Origin of the sequence: Candidatus Profftella armatura (Diaphorina cf. continua) (assembly GCF_016593155.1) — a bacterium.
Classification (GTDB): Bacteria; Pseudomonadota; Gammaproteobacteria; order Burkholderiales; family Burkholderiaceae; genus Profftella; species Profftella armatura_A.
Genome location: NZ_AP023215.1, coordinates 236,894 through 260,288 on the forward strand (window position 1 = coordinate 236,894; position 23,395 = coordinate 260,288).

Consider the following 23,395-nt stretch of genomic DNA (forward strand, 5'->3'; position numbering starts at 1 on the left):
ATGAAAACTTTTCAAAAACTAAGAGATATTGAAACAGCAATTTTACAAGCCACTTCACACTCTATTACTAATACTAAAGAAAATATAACATCATTAAGTATACCAGAGCCTATAGCTATAATAGGTTTATCTGGAATGTTTCCAAAAAGTAAGTCAGTAGATGTTTTTTGGAAATCATTAGATTCTGATATTTCTTTAATTGAAGAAATACCAGAAAGTCGTTTTAATTGGCGACATGTATATGATAAAAAGTTTATGAAGGAAAATTATAGTAAATGGGGTGGATTTATACCAAATATCGATGAATTTGACGCTCATTTCTTTAATATTCCACCGGGAGAAGCGATTATTATGGATCCCCGGCAGCGTTTATTATTAATGTCGGTATATCAAACTTTAATTGATGCTGGTTATAATCCAAAATCTTTAAAAAAAAGTAATACAGGTGTATTTATTGCAATTCAAGAAAACGAATATTTACAAATATTAAAGGATGCTAATATTGATATTAATGAATGGTATTCACAAAATTGCTTATTAGCTAATAAAATTTCTTATTATTTTGATTTTAGGGGTATTAGCGATATTATTGATGCTCAATGTCCTGGATCAGCTGTTGCAATTCATAGAGCCGTGAATTCTTTACGAAATAAAGAAATTGAACAAGCAATAGTTGGCTCTGTTAATATTTTATTGCGCCCAGAACCATTTATATTATTATCTTCAGTTAAACAATTAAGTTCAACTAATACAGTTAATTCTTTTGGACCATATGCAGATGGTCATATTCGAGCAGAAGGTGTATCTAGTGTCTTACTTAAACCTTTATCTAGAGCAATACAAGATGGTGATTTAATTTATGCATTAATTAAAAATTCCTCAGTAAATTATAATGGTCAAGGTGGTGGATCAATTTCCGCCCCAAATGCAGAGAGTCATATTAATCTTATTCAAGATTGTTATCAAAAAGTAAATATTGATCCAAGAGATATTAATTATATTGAAGCTCAAGGAATGGGAAATGTTTTGGCGGATTTAACTGAATGGAAATCTTTTAACTGTGCTCTAAAAAATATAGCAAAACAAAATAAAATAATACTTGAAGATAAAACTTGTTATATTAGTACAATAAAACCCATGACAGGGCACATGGAATCTGCTTCAGGTTTAGGTGCGTTATTTAAAGTAATACGAAGTATGCATACTAAGTTAATTCATAAAATTATTGGTTTTAAAGATTATCATCCAGACATGGATCGTGAAAACCAACCTTGTTTAATAGCTAATAAAACAATTTATTGGTTAAAAAATAAGAATAATACCCGATTAGCAGGTATACATTGCTACGGAATGGGGGGGACTAATTCTCATTTATTAATTGAGGAATATAAACGAGAAATATTAGATATTGATAAAGATATAGTTCCAGTGTTAATTATAATATCAGCTAAAACTAAATCTAGTTTAATAATTATGACTAAAAAATTATATAATTTTTTAGCTAAAAAAAATAAAAAATATCGTTTATCCGACATTGCATTTACACTTCAAGTTGGGCGTGAGGCAATGAAGTATAGAATTTCCTGGGTTATTGAATCATTACAAGAATTATTGGTTGCATTAAAAAAATTTTTTGAATCTAAAAAATTTAATATTTTAGATTATATGATACCAGTATATTATGGAGTACTTGAAATTCCATGTACATTACAAAAAAAATTATTAAATATTGAAAATTTTCAAAAAAAAAAATATACAAAAACTGATCTTTGTGAGATTGCATCTCTTTGGATAGATGGAAAATTTTATTCTTGGCATTTACTTTATACTAATAAAAAGTTATATCGTATTCGATTACCTGGATATCCATTTGAAAAACAAAGATATTGGATAAATAATCATTGTAAAAATTTATATAATCAAGAAAAAATTTCTCAAAATATTAAATCAGCTACATTTTTAATTAAAAATAAGAAAGATAATATCTTAGAAATTAAAGAGTATATTATCAAATATATTTCTGATATGCTACAAAAACCTCAATCTACAATTGATATTAATCAACATTTATATAACTTTGGAATAGATTCTATTTTTACTGTAAGATTGTTGCGAAATATTTCACAAAAATTTAATATAGAAACAAAAGGAAGAGATTTATTAAAAAACCCTACTATTAATAAATTATCTAAATATTTTGGAGAAATTTTAAATTCCCCTTCTATATTAATAAAATCAGAAAAAGAAAAAAAAAATAAACATTTAAAAGAGTATATTGATTATAAATACTCTAAAAAACAATTTCCACTTTCTGAAAATCAAAAAGGTTTATGGGTATTACAAGAAATTGCACCAAATATGAGTGCTTATAATATTCCTATATGCTTTCATATAACGCGAGAAATTAATTCAGATATATTACAATTAGCTTTTTTATGTACTTTACAAAAATATCCTATATTAACCAGTATATTTTTTCAAAAAAATAAAAAAATTATACGAGAAAATAAATTAGATAAAAATATAATTATTCAAAAAAGGGACGTAAGTTTTATTAAGGATAAGAAAAAAATATTTGAATATATAAAAACTATTATTAAAAAACCATTTAAACTTGATAAAGGTCCATTAGTACGATTATATCTTTTAAAGGGTATAAATGATTATTATTTATTATTTAATATACATCATATAATCTTTGATGGTAAGTCATTTTTACCAACTATTAGTTTTTTTATAAAAACATATAGTAAATTATTAGATGCCAATAAAGATGATACTAAATTAATAGTATTGAATTCTAAAATTAATTCTGATGATATATACGAAAAATTTGTATCATGGGAATCTGATATGTTAAATGGAGTAGAGGGAAAGAAATATCGTAATTATTGGCTTAAACAATTAAAAAATATTTCTTCTATTGAATTATTTACTGATTACCCTAGATCTACTGCTCGACTTTTTGAAGGAGAGGTGTATTCTTGTAAACTTAATTCATCCTTAAGTTATGAAATTAAAAATTATGCAAAAAAGCAAAATTTTAATTTATCTTCATTTTTTTTAGGGGCATTTAATATATTAATTTCTCAATATACTGGAAAAAATGAAATAATAATTGGTATGGTAGAAATGGGGCGTTCACAGGAAATTTTTGAAAATTCTGTTGGTTATTTTATAAATATGTTACCTATACGTATTAATAATTTAATGTATTCAAAAGAATCATTAAATAAATTTATTAATAGAGTGCAATTTATTATAGCTGACGCAATAGATAATTCGGCTTATCCTTTTTCATTGATGGTTCGTGATTTACGTATAAAATCTAATATTAATTTTTCTCCTATTTTTCAAATTGCTTTTGAATATCAAAATGCATTTTCTAAAAATGATTTATTGGAATTTAATAAGCGTTTTAGAAAAAATTTTTCAATAACCATGATTGAAGAAATTATGCAATTAGGTGAATATGAATTAGTTTTAGAGATTAGAGAGGAAATAGATAATTTTATTTTAAATTTTAAATATAATCCTACTTTATTTAAGGCATTCACTATTACTCGAATGAGTGAACATATAGTTCATATTATAAAAGAAATAATAAAAAATTCTAATTTAATTATATCAGAATTTTCAATTCTATTAGATAAGGAATATAAATTATTAGAAAAATGGAATAAAACTATAGTTGATTATCCAAAAGAACTTTGTTTTCATCATTTTTTTGAAAAACAAGCACATATTTCCCCAAATTCTATCGCTGTAATTTTTAAGGAAAAAAAATTAACTTATTTTGAATTAAATGAAAAAAGTAATCAGTTAGCTTACTATCTTTATGATATATGGAAAAAAGATTTATTTCAAAAAAATAAATTAGTTGCTGTATGTGTAAATCGTTCGTTAAATATGACTATAATCTTTCTTGGTATATCTAAATCTGGAGCATGTTGGTTACCAATAGATCCCTTATATCCAGATGAAAGATTATGTTTTATGTTAAATGATAGTAAAGTGGATATGATTTTAACAGAAAAAATTCTATTGAAAAGACTACAAAATCTTTCTAATAGAAAAAAAATAAATAACTCTATTGCTATTATTGAATTAGATAATATACAAAATAATCTTTTAAGAAATAAATCAACTTTACTTCCTAAGGTTAATTCAAAATCTTTAGCCTATATAATATATACATCTGGAAGTACTGGTACTCCTAAAGGGGTTATGGTAAAACATCGTTCGTTAACTAATTTTTTATTATCAATGGCTAATAAACCAGGATTTTCTTCTGAAGATCGTTTATTATCAGTAACTACTTATTGTTTTGATATAGCTTATTTGGAATTATTTTTACCATTAATTACTGGTGGTTGTTGTTGTATTTGTCCATCAGAAAAATTAAATGATGCGATAGAATTAAAAAAAGAGATTAAAAGATTGCAACCAACTATAATGCAAGCTACTCCATCAACTTGGACTATGCTTTTTTCTTGGAAATGGAAAAATACAGAAAATTTAAAAATATTGTGTGGAGGTGAATCCTTGCCATTATTTTTAAATAATAAATTTTTGGAGACTGACAGTGAAGCTTGGAATATGTTTGGTCCAACTGAAACTACTATTTGGTCTATTATCGCGTGTATTAACACTATAAATAAAAATAATGATTTTTTAAAAAAAAGTAATAATATTTTTATTGGAAAACCAATAGCAAATACACAAGTTTTAGTTTTAGATAGCATTGGGAGATTAAGTCCAATAGGTATACCGGGTGAATTATGTATTGGGGGAGATGGATTAGCTAAAGGTTATTTAAATAATTTATCATTAACTTCTCAAAAATTTATTACTTTTTCTTTTAGGGATAAAATTAGAGTTTATAAAACTGGTGATTTAGTTCGTTGGTCGGAAAATGGTATGTTAGAATATTTAGGTAGATTAGATCAACAAGTCAAAATTTTAGGATATAGAATTGAGCTTGGTGAAATAGAAAATATTTTAAACAAGCATACAAAAATTAAAAAGAGTGTAGTAATTGCTCGTAATCAACAAAATAATAAACAATTGATTGCTTATTATACTAAAAAATACACAGAACAAATTCCCCCAGAAGAACTAAAAAAATATCTTCAAAAATATTTACCATTTTATATGATTCCAGCTATATTTATAAATATAGCTGATATTCCATTATTAGCTAATGGTAAAATTAATCGTAATTCATTAATTACTCGTGAAATTATTATTAATCAGGATAATTCGTTAGAGTTAAAAAAAAATATTAAAACTAATAAAATTATTAATAATAAGAAAAATGATAATATATTAAAATCAAAGATTCAATATAAATTACTGAATATTTGGTGTGATTTACTAAATATTAAGGGAATAAAAGTTTATGATGGTTTCTTTTCTATTGGAGGAAATTCAGTATTATCAGTAATATTAGCACAAAAAATTAGTAAAGATTTTAATATTAAATTTTATGCATCGGATCTTTTTAAATATTCAACAATAGAGGATATTTCTTTATATATTTGTGATTACTTTCAGCAAAATAATGAGTCAAAAATTATTAATTCAAAAATATCTACATTAAAAAAAAATCAATCAAAAATTAGAAAAATAGTTTCAGATGATAAAATTGTTAATAGTTTTGATGATTATGAAGATTGTCTTGCTATTATTGGTATTTCTTGTAATGTACCTGGAGCAAAAAATTATAGAAAATTTTGGAAAAATTTATGCGCAGGAAAAGAAAGTTCTACTAAATTATCATTAGATGTATTACGAAAATTTGGTGTGCCTAATAATATACTTAATGATAAAAATTTTATACCTATACAATATAATATTGAAGGAAAAGATCTTTTTGATCCAGAATTTTTTAATATTTCCTCTAAAAATGCTATGTTTATGGATCCACAATTTCGCAAATTATTAGAACATTCTTGGGGTGCGGTAGAAGATTCTGGGTATATTTCTAATCAAATTCCAGAAACAGCAGTTTTTATGTCAGTTAGTAATAATTTTTATAAAACTTTATTATATAATTCTGAGATGGTTGATAATAAAGATGAATATTCATCATGGATTTTAAATCAATCTGGAACTATTTCAACCATGATTTCTTATCAACTTGGATTTAAAGGACCTAGTGTATCAATACATACAAATTGTTCTTCAACATTATCTGGGTTATATTTAGCAAAACAGAGTTTACAATTAAATGAAGTAAAATATGCTTTAATTGGTGGTGCTAGTTTATTTCCAATACCAAATATTGGTCATACTTATATACCAGATATGAATTTTTCTAGCGATGGTCATTGTAAAGCTTTTGATTTTTCTGCAGATGGTCTTGTTGGAGGGGAAGGTGTTGCCGTAATAATGGTGAGAAAAGCTATTGATGCTATTAAATCCGGTGATCATATTTATGCAATAGTAAGAGGAATTTGTATAAATAATGATGGATCTGAGAAATCTGGTTTTTATACACCAGGAATAAAAGGACAAACAGAAGTTATTACAAAAGTATTAAATAAAACAGGTATTAATCCTTTGAGTATTTCATATATTGAGGCACATGGAACTGGTACAAAATTAGGTGATCCAGCTGAAATTATTGCTTTAAATGATGCATATAAAAAATATACTAATAAAAAACAATTTTGTGGAATTGGTTCTGTGAAGTCAAATATTGGTCATTTAGATACAGTTTCTGGTTTAATAGGTCTTATTAAGTTAGCGCTTAGTCTAAAATATCACAAAATTCCACCATCAATTAATTATAATAAACCAAATCCTGAAATTAAATTTGAATCAACTGCTTTTTATGTTGTTGATCGTTTAATTAAATGGCCGGGTAATAATATACCTCGAGCTGGTATTAGTTCTTTTGGAATTGGTGGAACTAATGCGCATGCTATTCTTGAGCAATATAAAATTGCATTAGAAAATAATAATTTTACCAATTTTAAAAATACACAAATTATAATTTTATCAGCTAAAACTAATATACAATTATTAAAAATTGCTAAAAATTTAAAAAATTATTTAGAAAAAGAAATTATAATTGATTCTCAATATTCTCCTCAAATTAATTTAGAAAATATAGCATTTACTTTGCAAACCGGAAGAAAAGCAATGAATTGGCGCGTAGCTTTTGTTGTTAATAGTATAGAAATTTTATTAAATAAATTAAAAAAATTTATTTCTGGTAAAAATATTTTTGAAAATTATTTTTATGGAAAAATAAAATTTGAAAAACCTATTGTTATTAACAATAATATTAATAATTATCAAGATTGTGAATATTTTAATAAAATTGCTTCTGATTGGGTTTCTGGTTCTTTATTTGATTGGTTAGAATTACACAAAAATAAAAAATTAAATCGTATTAGTCTTCCAACATATCCATTTAAAAAAGAACATTATTGGGTTGAAATTCCTAAAAATAAAAAAAAAGAATTTAATTCGCGGGATTATAATTTTTTATATAAACCATATTTTTATATTAATAAAAATAAAATCATTGATTACAAAAAAGTTATAATTTCTTATCCGAAATGGTGTGTTCAAAACATCACTTCTTTAGTTAAAAATTCTTCGAATTTATATTTTAATAAGTATTTAGTTTTTATATGTGGATTAAATATAGAAAATTTTAATAAAATTAAATCTCAAATGATTGATAGTCAATGTATTTCATTACAATTAAATAGTAATGATACATTAATACAACAATATACTGACGTATGTTTAAAAATTTTTAATTATATTAAAAATATTATTTCAGATAATATTAATTTAATATTAATACAGTTAATATTAGTAGATCGTCATGCGCAATCTATATTTTATGGGGTAGGAGGATTATTAAAAACAGCACAATTAGAAAATCCTAATATAATTTCTCAAATTATTGATGTTGGAGATAAAAATACCTCTAAATTTATAATAAAAAAAATAATAGAAAATAGATATTTTTTAAAAGATTTTTTTATTCGTTATCGAAAAAATAGAGAAAAAATTATATGGAAAATATTTAATGATTATGACAAAGATAATTTAATTTTACCTTGGAAGGAAGGTGGAATTTATTTATTTAGTGGAGGAGCAGGAAATCTTGCTTTATTATTTTCCGAAGAAATTATTAATAAACTTAGATCTGTTACATTGATTTTAGTGTATCGATCTAAATTAACATTAGAGCAAGAAATGCGTATAACTAATCTTAGACATAATAAAAATATTTCTATTATTTTATATAAATATGATGTAAATTTTTTACAAAACGTTAATTTAGTAGTACAGGATATTATTAAAAAATTTAAAAAATTAGACGGGGTAATACATTTTTCTGGATCTATTCATGATAACTTTATTCTTAAAAAAAATACAGAAGAATTTAGAACTGTACTTTATAACAAGATAGCGGGAGCATTTAATTTAGATTACGCAACACGTAATTTAAATATTGATTTTTTTATTCTTTTTTCATCAATAGCAAGTATTATTGGTAGTGTTGGACAAGCAGATTATTGTGCTGCTAATGGTTTTTTAGATGCTTTTGCTCATGAAAGAAATATTCGTGTAAAACTAGGAAAAGCAAAAGGAAAAACATTATCTTTAAATTGGCCGCTATGGAAAGATGGTGGTATGCGCATTAATAAAATTAATGAAAATATAGTAGAAGAAAATTTTGGAATTAAGGCTATAAGCAAAAATTTTGGTTTGATAAGTTTTTATCATAGTTTATTATCAAAGCATGCTCAGATATTAATATTAGAAGGAGATAAAAATATTTTAGAAAAATTACTTACATTTAAAAAACCAAACATTAAAGATATAAAAAAAATACCAGAAAAAATATTTAATAATCATAATTATGATTTAAAACAAAAAATTATTTTTCAATTAAAAATATTATTATCTAAGATACTAAAAACTCCAGTAGAAAAAATTCAATCAACCGAATTAATGGAAAAATATGGAGTTGATTCGATTGCTATAACTCAAATTAACCATGAATTAGAAAAAATTTTTGGTAATATTTCTAAAACATTATTTTATCAATATCAAACGATTGATGCGTTATCTGATTATTTAATTAACTCTTATTCGGATATATGTAGTATATGGGGTAAAAAATTTGAAATTTGTAGTGATTTTTTAGAAAAATCACTAGATATTAATCCTAATAAGGAATCAAATAATATTAAAAATTTTCCAGAAAAACAAAAATCTATATTAGCTAATAATTCTTTTTTTATTCCATTACATGAGCCATTATGTATTATTGGAATTAGTGGTTGTTATCCTAAATCGGATACATTAGATGTTCTTTGGGATAATATAAAAAATGGAAAAAATTGTATTACTGAAATTCCAAAAGATCGTTGGTCTATAAACAATTTTTTTGAGAAGGATCGTAAAAAAGCCGTTCAAAAAGGAAGGAGTTATAGTAAATGGGGTGGATTTTTAAATGGTTTTGCCGATTTTGATCCATTATTTTTTAATATTTCTCCTAAAGAAGCACTGGGCATTGATCCCCAGGAACGTTTATTTTTACAATGTGCGTGGCAGGTTTTAGAGGATGCTGGACTAACTCGTGAAACTTTATGTAAATTACATTTTAAATCTCTAAAGGAAAAGGAAAAATTTTTTAATCAAATACCTAGGGTTGGTGTTTTTGTTGGTGTCACAAAAACTGGTTTTGATTTATATGGACCTGAAATTAGAAAAAAAAGAAAAATGGTATTTCCACATACTTCATTTAGTTCTATTGCTAATCGAGTTTCTTATTTTTTAAATTTAAGCGGCCCAAGTATGCCAATAGATACAATGTGTTCATCTTCATTAACCGCAATTCATGAGGCTTGTCAGCATATTCGACAAGGTGACTGTGATATAGCAATTGCTGGTGGTGTTAATTTATATTTACATCCATCAACTTATATCAATCTTTGCTCGTCTTATATGCTATCAAATGATGGAAAGTGCAGGAGTTTTGGTAAAGGTGGAAATGGTTTTGTGCCTGGAGAAGGTGTTGGTGCGGTATTAATAAAAAGATTATCAAAAGCAATAATAGATAGAGATTTAATTCACGCAATAATTCGCGGTAGTAGCATTAATCATGGTGGAAAAACTAATGGTTATACGGTACCAAATCCTAATGCTCAAACAGAATTAATTTATATGAATATTAAGAAATCCGGAATTAATGCTCGCGCTATTAGTTATGTTGAAGCACATGGAACTGGAACAGAACTTGGTGATCCAATTGAAATTACTGGATTAACTGAAGCATTTCGTAGATATACAATGGATATTAAATTTTGCGGTTTAGGATCAATAAAGTCTAATTTAGGTCATTTAGAAGCTGCAGCTGGGATTGCTGGTTTAAGTAAAATTCTTTTGCAAATGCGTTATAAAAAATTAGCTCCTACTCTACATGCGCGCGAAATTAATCCAAATATTAATTTAGAAACGTCTCCATTTTTTATTCAACAAAAATTAGAAAATTGGCCTCGACCAGTTATTAAAATTAACAATAAAAATAAAGAATATCCTAGGATAGCAAGTTTATCATCATTTGGTGCCGGAGGTTCTAATGCGCATTTATTAGTAGAGGAATATATTTCTGATTTAAATAAAATTAATATTGAAATTAGAAATACTATAAATTTTCCAATAATTATTTTATTAACAGCAAAGACTAAAGAGTGTCTTAAAAAAGTAGTTATTAATTTTTTAATGTGGCTTAATAAAAAATATAATTTATTTGATAATAATTTTTTAAAAGATATTGCTTATACACTACAAGTTGGTAGAGAACATATGGAGGAGCGTTTAGGAATAATAATAAAATCAATCGAAGAATTGAGGAATAAATTAAATTATTTTTTAAAAGAAAATGTTTATAATTCAAATTTAGGAATTTATAGAGATCAAATAAATATTGATAAAGATTCTTTTTCTATGTTATCAGATGATACAGAATTTAAAGAAACTATAAAAAAATGGATTATATTACGTAAATTTAATAAATTATTACCTTTTTGGGTTAAAGGATTAAAAATAGATTGGGAAATATTATATTTAAATGAAACATATAAACCAAAACGTATTCAATTACCATTATATCCATTTAAAAAGGAGAAATATTGGATTGATTCTATTATTCCGAAAAATAAAAAAAATGAAAATTTTCAAAAAAATAATAGTCAAATAAATAATAATAAATTAATAAAATTATTACCGGTATGGGATATCTTAAATACTAAGGAATTAATTAATGATTTTAAAATTAATAAATTAAAAAAAATAATAATATTAGGCGGAAATATTGAACAGAAAAAAGAAATAAGTAAATATTATTCTAGAGCATTGGAATTAAATTCCATTTTAAAAGAGGATATTTTTACTATATCCAATAAATTTAATAATATTAATAAATTTGATCATATTGTATGGATAGTTCCTATTTATGATATTAATAGTACTTATAAAAATAATGTCATTATACAGTTATTTCGATTAATTAAAGCTCTTTTAAGAGAAGGTTATGCGAATATTAATCTTCAAATTACTATTATTACTGTACAAGGTTTATTGATATGTGATTATGATGAAATTAATCCAGATCATGCTTCTATACATAGTTTAATAAGTAGTATAGCGCAGGAATATCCTATATGGAATATTAAAGCAATAGATATGATAAATAATAATGTTATTAATTGGTCTGTATCATTATGGTATCAATTACTAGAAATTAAAAATATAAGTATTGCTCGTAGAAAGTATAATTGGTTTTTTCAAAAATTAATTCCACTAAATTTTTATATTTCAAAAGATATTTATTGTAAAAATGGAGTTTATTTAGTTATTGGTGGCGCTGGAGGGTTAGGGGGTATATGGAGTGAATTTATGATTAAAAATTATGAAGCTAAAATCATATGGATTGGTAGATCTCCTAAAAATAATATTTTACAAGAAAAAATAGATAATATATCTATTAAATATAATGGAATTTGTCCTATATATATTCAAGCAGATGCACGTAATTCTGATCTTTTATGTTCAATATATCATAAAATAAAAAAAGATTTTGATCATATAAATGGTATTGTTGTTTCAACATTAAGTGATTACGATCTTTCGTTTAAAGAAATGTCTGAAGATTTATTTATTAATATTTTATCAACTAAGCGTGATGTTAGTTTATCTATAGAAAAATGTTTTTATAAAGAGCGACTTGATTTTATTGTTTATTTTTCATCAATGATATCCTTTGAAAAACCTGGTGGGATGTCAGCTTATGTATCTAGTTGTGTTTTTAGTGATGCGTTCGCAAAAAAATTAAATAAAAAATGGAATTGTGCGGTAAAAACAATTAATTGGGGTTATTGGAATACAGGAGGGGGGATAAGAATTTCTAGTGCACTAAAAAAATTAATTGAAAAACGTGGTGTAGAATCGATTAATAAAGAAGAGGGAATGAATACATTAAAATTTTTTCTTGGTAATGTAAAAGAATTTCAGCAATCAGCTATAACATGTACTAATCAACCGAAATTTATTAATACTTACTCTAATAAAGAATTTGCTATTGTATTACCAAATAATATTTCTAATATAGAAAAAAATATTTTAAATGATTTTCATTCTTTAGAGAACTTAAAGGCCCCATTAAAAAGCAAGTATACTGAGGAATTAAATTATTGGATTATTCGTTTATTATTTGTGCAATTACAGTTACTTGGAATTTTTAAAGTAAATTGTAATTATTTTAAAAAAAATAACGCTGTAGATGTAAGAAATAAAGCTGGTATTTTAGATAAATATATGGTTTGGTGGAAAGAAGTTTTAAATATTTTACATGAATATAATTATTTAATTACTTATAAAGATATCATATTAGTTAATAAAAATATTTCTAATATAGAGGTGTCATATACCGAAACTTGGAGGAGCTGGAAAAAACGAAAAACATATTTTTTAGAAAAACCTGAAACTCATACATTAGCAATTTTAGTTAATGATTGTTTAAAAGAATTACCTAAAATTCTTCATGGAGATATCTTAGTAACTGATATTCTTTTTCCAAACGGTTCTATGGAAAAAATTGAGGGTTTATATAAAAATAATTGTATTTGTGATTATTTTAATGATGTAGTTTCTAGTATTGTGAATTCTTATATTAAAAATAAAATAATAAATAATTCAATGGAAGGTATAAAAATTATTGAAATTGGAGCAGGAACTGGTGGTACCACTTCTACTATTTTAAAAAAATTAGAACCATGGAATAATTATATTAATGAATATTGTTATACAGATATATCAAAATCTTTTTTAAATCATGCATGTAAATTTTATGGATCAAAATATCCTTATTTAGTTTATAAATTATGGAATATTGAAAAATCATTAATTTCACAAGATATTAATATTGGTGATTATGATATTGTTATTGCCACTAATGTTCTTCATGCTACTAAAAATATACGTAATACTATACGAAATGTAAAAGCTGCATTAAAAATAAATGGTATTTTAATATTAAATGAAATTAGTAATAAAACTATATTTGCGTCCGTTTTATTTGGTTTAATTGATGGATGGTCTTTAGCGGAAGATACATATTTACGTATCCCAGGAAGTCCCGGGTTATATTCTCAAGATTGGTTTTTATTATTACAACAGGAGGGTTATCATAATATATCATTTCCAGTTATTAGAGAACATAAACTTGGTCAACAAATTATTGTTGCATATAGCAATGGAATTATTCGTCAAGATTCGTCTTTATCAACTCAAAATAATTCATATAAATTAAAAAGTAATCTTCAAAACGAAAATTTTATTGCAGAAAAGAGAATTGATAAATCTGTTTTAATTAATTTTATTCAGAATTCAATTTTAAATGCTTTATCTGAATCTTTAATGATTCAAATTAATATTATTAAATTAAATATACCTTTTTCAGACTATGGTATTGACTCTATATTGGGTGTGAATTTTATTCAGAAAATTAATAATTATTTAAAATTAAAACTTAATACAACTATTTTATTTGATTACACAACAGTCGATAGTTTAACTCAATATATCATTACTAATTATAAAGAAATTATAGAAAAACAATATCTCTCCACTGTATCAAAAGAAAAATTTGTAAAACCAATTATTAACACTAATCAAAATAACGTAAATAAAGATCATATTCATTATTCGTCTTTATCAACTCAAAATAATTCATATAAATTAAAAAGTAATCTTCAAAACGAAAATTTTATTGCAGAAAAGAGAATTGATAAATCTGTTTTAATTAATTTTATTCAGAATTCAATTTTAAATGCTTTATCTGAATCTTTAATGATTCAAATTAATATTATTAAATTAAATATACCTTTTTCAGACTATGGTATTGACTCTATATTGGGTGTGAATTTTATTCAGAAAATTAATAATTATTTAAAATTAAAACTTAATACAACTATTTTATTTGATTACACAACAGTCGATAGTTTAACTCAATATATCATTACTAATTATAAAGAAATTATAGAAAAACAATATCTCTCCACTGTATCAAAAGAAAAATTTGTAAAACCAATTATTAACACTAATCAAAATAACGTAAATAAAGATCATATTCATTATTCGTCTTTATCAACTCAAAATAATTCATATAAATTAAAAAGTAATCTTCAAAACGAAAATTTTATTGCAGAAAAGAGAATTGATAAATCTGTTTTAATTAATTTTATTCAGAATTCAATTTTAAATGCTTTATCTGAATCTTTAATGATTCAAATTAATATTATTAAATTAAATATACCTTTTTCAGACTATGGTATTGACTCTATATTGGGTGTGAATTTTATTCAGAAAATTAATAATTATTTAAAATTAAAACTTAATACAACTATTTTATTTGATTACACAACAGTCGATAGTTTAACTCAATATATCATTACTAATTATAAAGAAATTATAGAAAAACAATATCTCTCCACTGTATCAAAAGAAAAATTTGTAAAACCAATTATTAACACTAATCAAAATAACGTAAATAAAGATCATATTCATTATTCGTCTTTATCAACTCAAAATAATTCATATAAATTAAAAAGTAATCTTCAAAACGAAAATTTTATTGCAGAAAAGAGAATTGATAAATCTGTTTTAATTAATTTTATTCAGAATTCAATTTTAAATGCTTTATCTGAATCTTTAATGATTCAAATTAATATTATTAAATTAAATATACCTTTTTCAGACTATGGTATTGACTCTATATTGGGTGTGAATTTTATTCAGAAAATTAATAATTATTTAAAATTAAAACTTAATACAACTATTTTATTTGATTACACAACAGTCGATAGTTTAACTCAATATATCATTACTAATTATAAAGAAATTATAGAAAAACAATATCTCTCCACTGTATCAAAAGAAAAATTTGTAAAACCAATTATTAACACTAATCAAAATAACGTAAATAAAGATCATATTCATTATTCGTCTTTATCAACTCAAAATAATTCATATAAATTAAAAAGTAATCTTCAAAACGAAAATTTTATTGCAGAAAAGAGAATTGATAAATCTGTTTTAATTAATTTTATTCAGAATTCAATTTTAAATGCTTTATCTGAATCTTTAATGATTCAAATTAATATTATTAAATTAAATATACCTTTTTCAGACTATGGTATTGACTCTATATTGGGTGTGAATTTTATTCAGAAAATTAATAATTATTTAAAATTAAAACTTAATACAACTATTTTATTTGATTACACAACAGTCGATAGTTTAACTCAATATATCATTACTAATTATAAAGAAATTATAGAAAAACAATATCTCTCCACTGTATCAAAAGAAAAATTTGTAAAACCAATTATTAACACTAATCAAAATAACGTAAATAAAGATCATATTCATTATTCGTCTTTATCAACTCAAAATAATTCATATAAATTAAAAAGTAATCTTCAAAACGAAAATTTTATTGCAGAAAAGAGAATTGATAAATCTGTTTTAATTAATTTTATTCAGAATTCAATTTTAAATGCTTTATCTGAATCTTTAATGATTCAAATTAATATTATTAAATTAAATATACCTTTTTCAGACTATGGTATTGACTCTATATTGGGTGTGAATTTTATTCAGAAAATTAATAATTATTTAAAATTAAAACTTAATACAACTATTTTATTTGATTACACAACAGTCGATAGTTTAACTCAATATATCATTACTAATTATAAAGAAATTATAGAAAAACAATATCTCTCCACTGTATCAAAAGAAAAATTTGTAAAACCAATTATTAACACTAATCAAAATAACGTAAATAAAGATCATATTCATTATTCGTCTTTATCAACTCAAAATAATTCATATAAATTAAAAAGTAATCTTCAAAACGAAAATTTTATTGCAGAAAAGAGAATTGATAAATCTGTTTTAATTAATTTTATTCAGAATTCAATTTTAAATGCTTTATCTGAATCTTTAATGATTCAAATTAATATTATTAAATTAAATATACCTTTTTCAGACTATGGTATTGACTCTATATTGGGTGTGAATTTTATTCAGAAAATTAATAATTATTTAAAATTAAAACTTAATACAACTATTTTATTTGATTACACAACAGTCGATAGTTTAACTCAATATATCATTACTAATTATAAAGAAATTATAGAAAAACAATATCTCTCCACTGTATCAAAAGAAAAATTTGTAAAACCAATTATTAACACTAATCAAAATAACGTAAATAAAGATCATATTTTTTATAAAACAAATTTTTCTTCTATTCCTATAATAAAAAATTTTTCATTTTCAGAATTAAATTTAGATGGAATTGCGATAATTGGATTATCTGGTAAATTTCCTGGGGCAGAGAATGTTAATGTTTTTTGGGAAAACATGATTTCCGGAATTAATCCTATAATAGAGTTACCTTCACATTATTTGGACTCTAAATATTACAATATAAAACCACAAAAAGGAAAAACTTATTGCAAATGGGGTGGTATTTTATCTTCTCGTGATTGTTTTGATCCAATGTTTTTTAATATTTCACCACGAGATGCTAAATCAATGAATCCACATCAACGTTTAATTCTTCAAGAAGGATGGAGAGCTCTGGAGGATGCTGGTTATAATCCAAAAATATTATCAGAAAGTCTTACGGGTATTTTTATTGGCGCTGAACCTACTTCTTATATTTATAAAACCTTTACCGGAGCATCTGATGCTATTGTGGCCTCAAGACTTTCTTATTTTTTAAATTTGAGAGGACCATCTTTTGTGGTTAACACGGGCTGCTCATCTTCAGCGGTAGCTATTCATTTAGCTTGTCAAAGTTTACGTAACGGCGAAACCAATTTAGCATTAGCTGGTGGAGTATTTGCTGTTATGAATCAAACAATTTTAATTGGACTTGCGCAAACTCATATGCTTAGTTATAGCGGTCTTTGTAATACTTTTGATTCTAGCGCTGATGGTATGGTTTTATCAGAAGGGGTAGGTATAGTAGTTTTAAAATTATTAAAAAATGCAATAATAGATAAGGATCCAATTTATGGAATTATTAGAGCATCTGGCATTAATCAAGATGGTGCTAGTAATGGAATTACCGCTCCTAGTGGTATTGCTCAACAACAACTTATTACTAGTATTTATAAAAGGTATAAAATTAATCCTGAGCGTATTACATATATCGAAGCACATGGAACTGGTACAAAATTAGGTGATCCTGTTGAGGCTAATGCATTGGTAAATGCATTTAAAAAATTTACTACAAAAACTAATTATTGTGCGGTTGGTAGCGCTAAATCATATATTGGTCACACTTCCGCTAATGCGGGGGTAACTGGATTAATTAGTGTATTATTATCTCTAAAACATCATCAATTACCTGGATTACGGAATTTTAAAAAACTTAATTCATTAATTCAGTTTAAAAATTCTCCATTTTATCCAAATATCAAAACATCTTTATGGAACTCAATTGATAATAAACCATTAATGGCAGCAGTAAATTCATTTGGTCATAGTGGAACTAATGCGCATTTAGTTGTAGAAGAATTTATATTTTTAAAAAAAAATATCACTAATTTTTATAAAAATAATTCATCACAATTGATTATTTTATCAGCGAAAGACAAAACTAGATTATTAGAATATATTAAAAAATTACTTGAGTTTATAATAAAAATTTTATCTAAAAATAATTTCTTTGAAAATTCAGAAAATTTATTATCTAATATTGCTTATACTTTACAAGTTGGTCGGGATTCTATGGAGTCACGAATTGCATTTATAGTTAATGATTTGAATCATTTTATTAAAATTTTAAAAAAAATTATAAAAAATAATTTTAATATAAATAATGAATTTTCAGAAAATAATATATGGGTTAATGATTTTGAATTAGTTAATAAAATAATTATAAAAGATAATATTGTTAAAGAGTGGTTATTTTTTGGTAATTTAAAAAAATTAGCTAATGCCTGGATACAAGGTATTGTTATTGATTGGGATAAACTTTATAGAAAAAATAAAAATTGTAATCGTATTCATTTACCTACTTATCCATTTGAGAAAGAACGTTATTGGAAACCAAATAATATAAAAACTGAAAAAAAAATATCGCCAATTTTTAAAAAAAATATTTTACATCCATTAGTTCATGAAAATATTTCTACCTTAAATAAACAATGTTTTATTTCTACGTTTCATGGTCATGAATTTTTTTTGTCAGATCATGTAATAAATAATTCTAAAATATTACCAGGTGTAACTTATCTAGAAATGGCGTATTTTTCAGTAAATTATTCAATAAATAATTACTCTCAAGATAAAAAAAGTTTTAAACTTAAAAATATTATTTGGATCAGACCTGCTTTTATTCATAATAAATTATTAAATATTTCTATAAATTTAACAAAAAAATCAGATAATTTAATTAATTATTCAATTTATAGTGACTATGATATATCTTTAAATAAAGGTAAATTATTATATAATCAAGGATTAGCGTATATAGTATCATCAAAATTAGAATCTATATATTTAAATTTATCAAATTTAAAAAATATTTTTAAAAATTTTGAAGTAGAGGTTGATAAATGTTATATGATGTTAGAGAAAATGAATATTTTTTATGGCCCATCTCATAAAAGTTTAAAAATAATTTATTGTACAAGAAATCAAGTATTAGCTTATTTATGTTTACCAGATTTAATTAAAGATACATGTGATTCTTATACACTCCATCCATCATTAATAGATGGGGCTTTTCAAGCTAGCATTGCTTTAAAATTAAATAATATTGATTTTGATAATAAAAAAACATTATTACCTTTTTCTTTAGAAGAACTAGAAGTTTTTGGGAAATGTGAGAAAGAAATGTGGGTGTGGATACGTCATAATGATAATAAATCTTTAGAAAAAAATGATAATAAACAGCGTCTTAATATTGATTTATGTACAAATAATGGAGAAATTAGAATTCGAATAATAGGATTTACTTCACGGATTTCAATAAATAATAATATAGAAATCATTTCTTCTAAAAAAAATAATTCTATTTCTCATCCTTTATTTATAAAAAATAATTTTGATCAAACTAAATGGACATCACATTTTCATGGAAATGAGTTTTTTTTAAAAGACCATAAAAATATCATGCCAGCTGTAATTTATTTAGAAATGGCTTATATAGCCGCCTCAAAAAATACTAAAATAACAGGTTTAAGTAATATTATTTGGCCAAAAATTTTATTTATTAAAAAAAATAATATATTAAAAACTCAATTAATTTTTAAAAATATTAATAGTATTAAAAAATATATTATTTTTGATTCTCAGAGTAAAGATGTTTACTGTCAAGGTAATTTTATTACCAATAATTGCGATAGCGATCAAATATTAAAAAATACACAAGTAACAGATTTTTGTATATCAGATATTAAATTATTAAAATCTCGTTGTTATTCTGTATTAAATTATCAGCAATGTAATTATATACTTCAATATACTCATGGCCCATCTTTAATGAGTATTTATAAATTATATTCTAATAATAAAGAAGCATTAGCTTTATTAAATTTTCCAGAAAAATTTTTAAACAAAGATAATAATTATGTATTTCATCCCAGCTTATTAAATGGAGCTATTTTAAGTGGTGTAATTTGGTCAATTATTAATCGTGATAAATCTAAATTAATACAAAATTTACCAATGCCATTTAGTTTAAAATTTTTTAAAATTCATGATACATCATCTTTTTCAGAGAAATTATATATATATATAAAAAAATCAAAAAATTTTACATTATCTAAAAATTTAGAATTTTTAAATATTCAAATATTTAATACAAAAGGTAAATTATTAATATCTTTATTAGATTTAACTTTAATATTTAAACAACCTAAATATAATTTATTATATGCTATTCCAAAATGGAAAATTGAAAAATTAAGTTCTAAAATAAAAATTATTAATAATATTTCTAAACCAATATTTCTTCTTTTAGAAAAAAATATTAAATTGCAAAATGCATTATACAAAGCTTGGCCTAATTCTATTATCAATGTTATTTTCAATAAAAATATACAGGATATTGAAAAAAATATATTTTTTGAAAAATTTTTAATATACATATTTAAGTATTGCAAAAATATTTTAAAAGAAAATAATAGTATTATTCAATCTCTAATATTGTTAATACCATTAGAAAAAAAAGCTTTTTTATATGGCGGTAGTATATCTGGTTTTTTAAAGACAGCTTGTTTTGAATATACAAAATTAGCAGCAAAAATTATTTATTATCCAGTTATAAAAATAGATGATTTTAATCAAAAATTATCAAATTTGATTTTTAATATTTCTACTGAAATTTCATCTATTTCTACTGATGTAGAGATTTATTTCTCTAAAGAAGGGAAACGTCAGGTACAAAAATTATGTGAAATTGATATTAAAAATAATCATGAAAATATACTTTTTAATATTAAAGAAAATGATGTAATTTGGGTTATTGGGGGGATGGGGGGAATTGGACGCTTGTTAACTCATTATTTAGGGATTATTAAAAAATCTCAATTAATATTAAGTGGTCGATCTGAATTAACTGATAAAAATTTGAAATTTATAGAAGAATTAAGTAGTAAAAATATAAATATATCTTATTTAAAAACTAATATTATAGAAATTGAATCTATTAATACTACTTTATCTATTATTAAAAGAAAATATGGAAAATTAAATGGTATTATTCATTGTGCTGGAATTATTAAAGATAATTATATTATTAATAAAACAACATCACAGTTTATGCGTGTTGTGCGTCCAAAGATTTCTGGTTTACTAAATATAGATACAGCTACTTCGAATTTACCAATAAATTATATAATATTATTTTCTTCAATAGCTGGATTTTTTGGTAATATAGGTCAATCTGATTATGCAACAGGTAATTCTTTTATGGATGCATTTGCTGATTATCGTAATCAATGTATGTATTCTGGAAAAAGATCAGGAAAAACATTATCTTTAAATTGGCCTTTATGGTTAGAGGGTGGCATGAAAATGAATGTAGTTAATGAAAAATTAATGAAAAAAGCCACTGGTATGACCGCAATGGATAATATTTCTGGATTAATTGCTTTTGAAAATGTTTTTTCTAAGAATTATAATCAAATATTAATAGCTTTTGGAGATTATTTAGAAATTAAAAAACGTTTACTATCATTTAAAAAAGATTCTACTTATGTGAATTTTAAAAATCATGAAAAAGAAATAGTAAAATTTAATAGTAATAAAAATTTACAATTAATACAAAATGAAAAAAAATTATCAGAAATGGTTCGTTCTGAATTAATTAATATAGTAGCAAAAGTTCAACATATACCACGCGAAAAGATATCATTTCAAAAAAATTTATCTGCTTATGGTTTTGATTCAATTAGTTTTACTGAATTTGCAAATGTATTAAATAAAACTTATGAATTAGTACTGATGCCTACATTATTTTTTGAAATACCAACATTAATTGACTTGGAGTCTTATTTGTTTACTCATCATAAATCTGAATTAATAAAAAAACATAAGTCAAATTATATAAAAGATGAAAAAAAATTATCAGAAATGGTTCGTTCTGAATTAATTAATATAGTAGCAAAAGTTCAACATATACCACGCGAAAAGATATCATTTCAAAAAAATTTATCTGCTTATGGTTTTGATTCAATTAGTTTTACTGAATTTGCAAATGTATTAAATGAAACTTATGAATTAGTACTGATGCCTACATTATTTTTTGAAATACCAACATTAATTGATTTAGAATCTTATTTATTTACTCATCATAAATCTGAATTAATAAAAAAACATAAGTCAAATTATATAAAAGATGAAAAAAAAATATTAAATTTAAAAGATTCTTTAGAAAACATTAATATAAATACTGTTGCTATTATTGGAATTGGTGGGAAATTTCCTGGATCTAAAGATATTAATGATTTTTGGAGGAAATTAGAAAATAATGAAGATGCAATTACTGAGGTTCCTACAAGTAGATGGGACTGGAAAGCTATTTATGGTGATCCTCATTTAGAATCAGGTAAAACAAAAATAAAATGGGGTGGATTTCTATCTGACGCAGATTGTTTTGATGCTAAATTTTTTGGGATTTCACCAGCTGAAGCCGAAGTTATGGATCCTCAACTTCGAGTTTTTATAGAAACAACATGGGCGACTTTAGAAGATGCTGGTTATCCACCAAGTAAACTTTCCGGGAGTAAAACTGCTATTTTTGCTGGAGTTTCTACTGCCGATTACAAAGATATTCTTAATGAGGCGAGACGTAAGGGTTCAGTTAAATCATTAGCAGAGCCATTTCCTTTTATGATTGCTAATCGAGTTTCTTATTTATTTAATTTTCATGGACCTAGCGAGGTCATAGATACCGCATGCTCAAGTTCATTAATTGCGATTAATCGTGCTATAGAAAGTTTACATTTAAAAAATTGTGATTTAGCATTAGCGGGAGGTGTAAATATATTAGCTAGTCCAAATATTACTATTGCATCAAGTAAAGCTGGGTTATTAAGTAAAAATGGTCGTTGTATGACATTTGATCAACGAGCAAATGGTTATGTGCGTAGCGAGGGAGTGGGGGTACTTTTATTAAAACCATTAAAAAATGCAATTATTGATAATGATCATATTTACGGTATTTTTCGTGGAAATTTTGAAAATCATGGGGGACATTCCTCTTCTCCGACCTCTCCGAATATGTTAGCACAAAAACAATTATTAATAGATGTTTATCGTAGAGCTAATA

At 23.9% G+C, this 23,395-nt stretch carries 1 protein-coding gene (only partly in view); it reads left to right on the plus strand.

Annotation, left to right across the window (positions count from 1 at the left end):
- Window positions 1-23,395: the 5' portion of a non-ribosomal peptide synthetase gene (locus JIC14_RS01040; RefSeq protein ID WP_201329606.1), read on the plus strand. It continues 5,492 nt past the right edge of the window; the window shows 23,395 of its 28,887 coding nt (coding positions 1-23,395); its start codon is at window positions 1-3; its stop codon lies beyond the right edge, outside the window.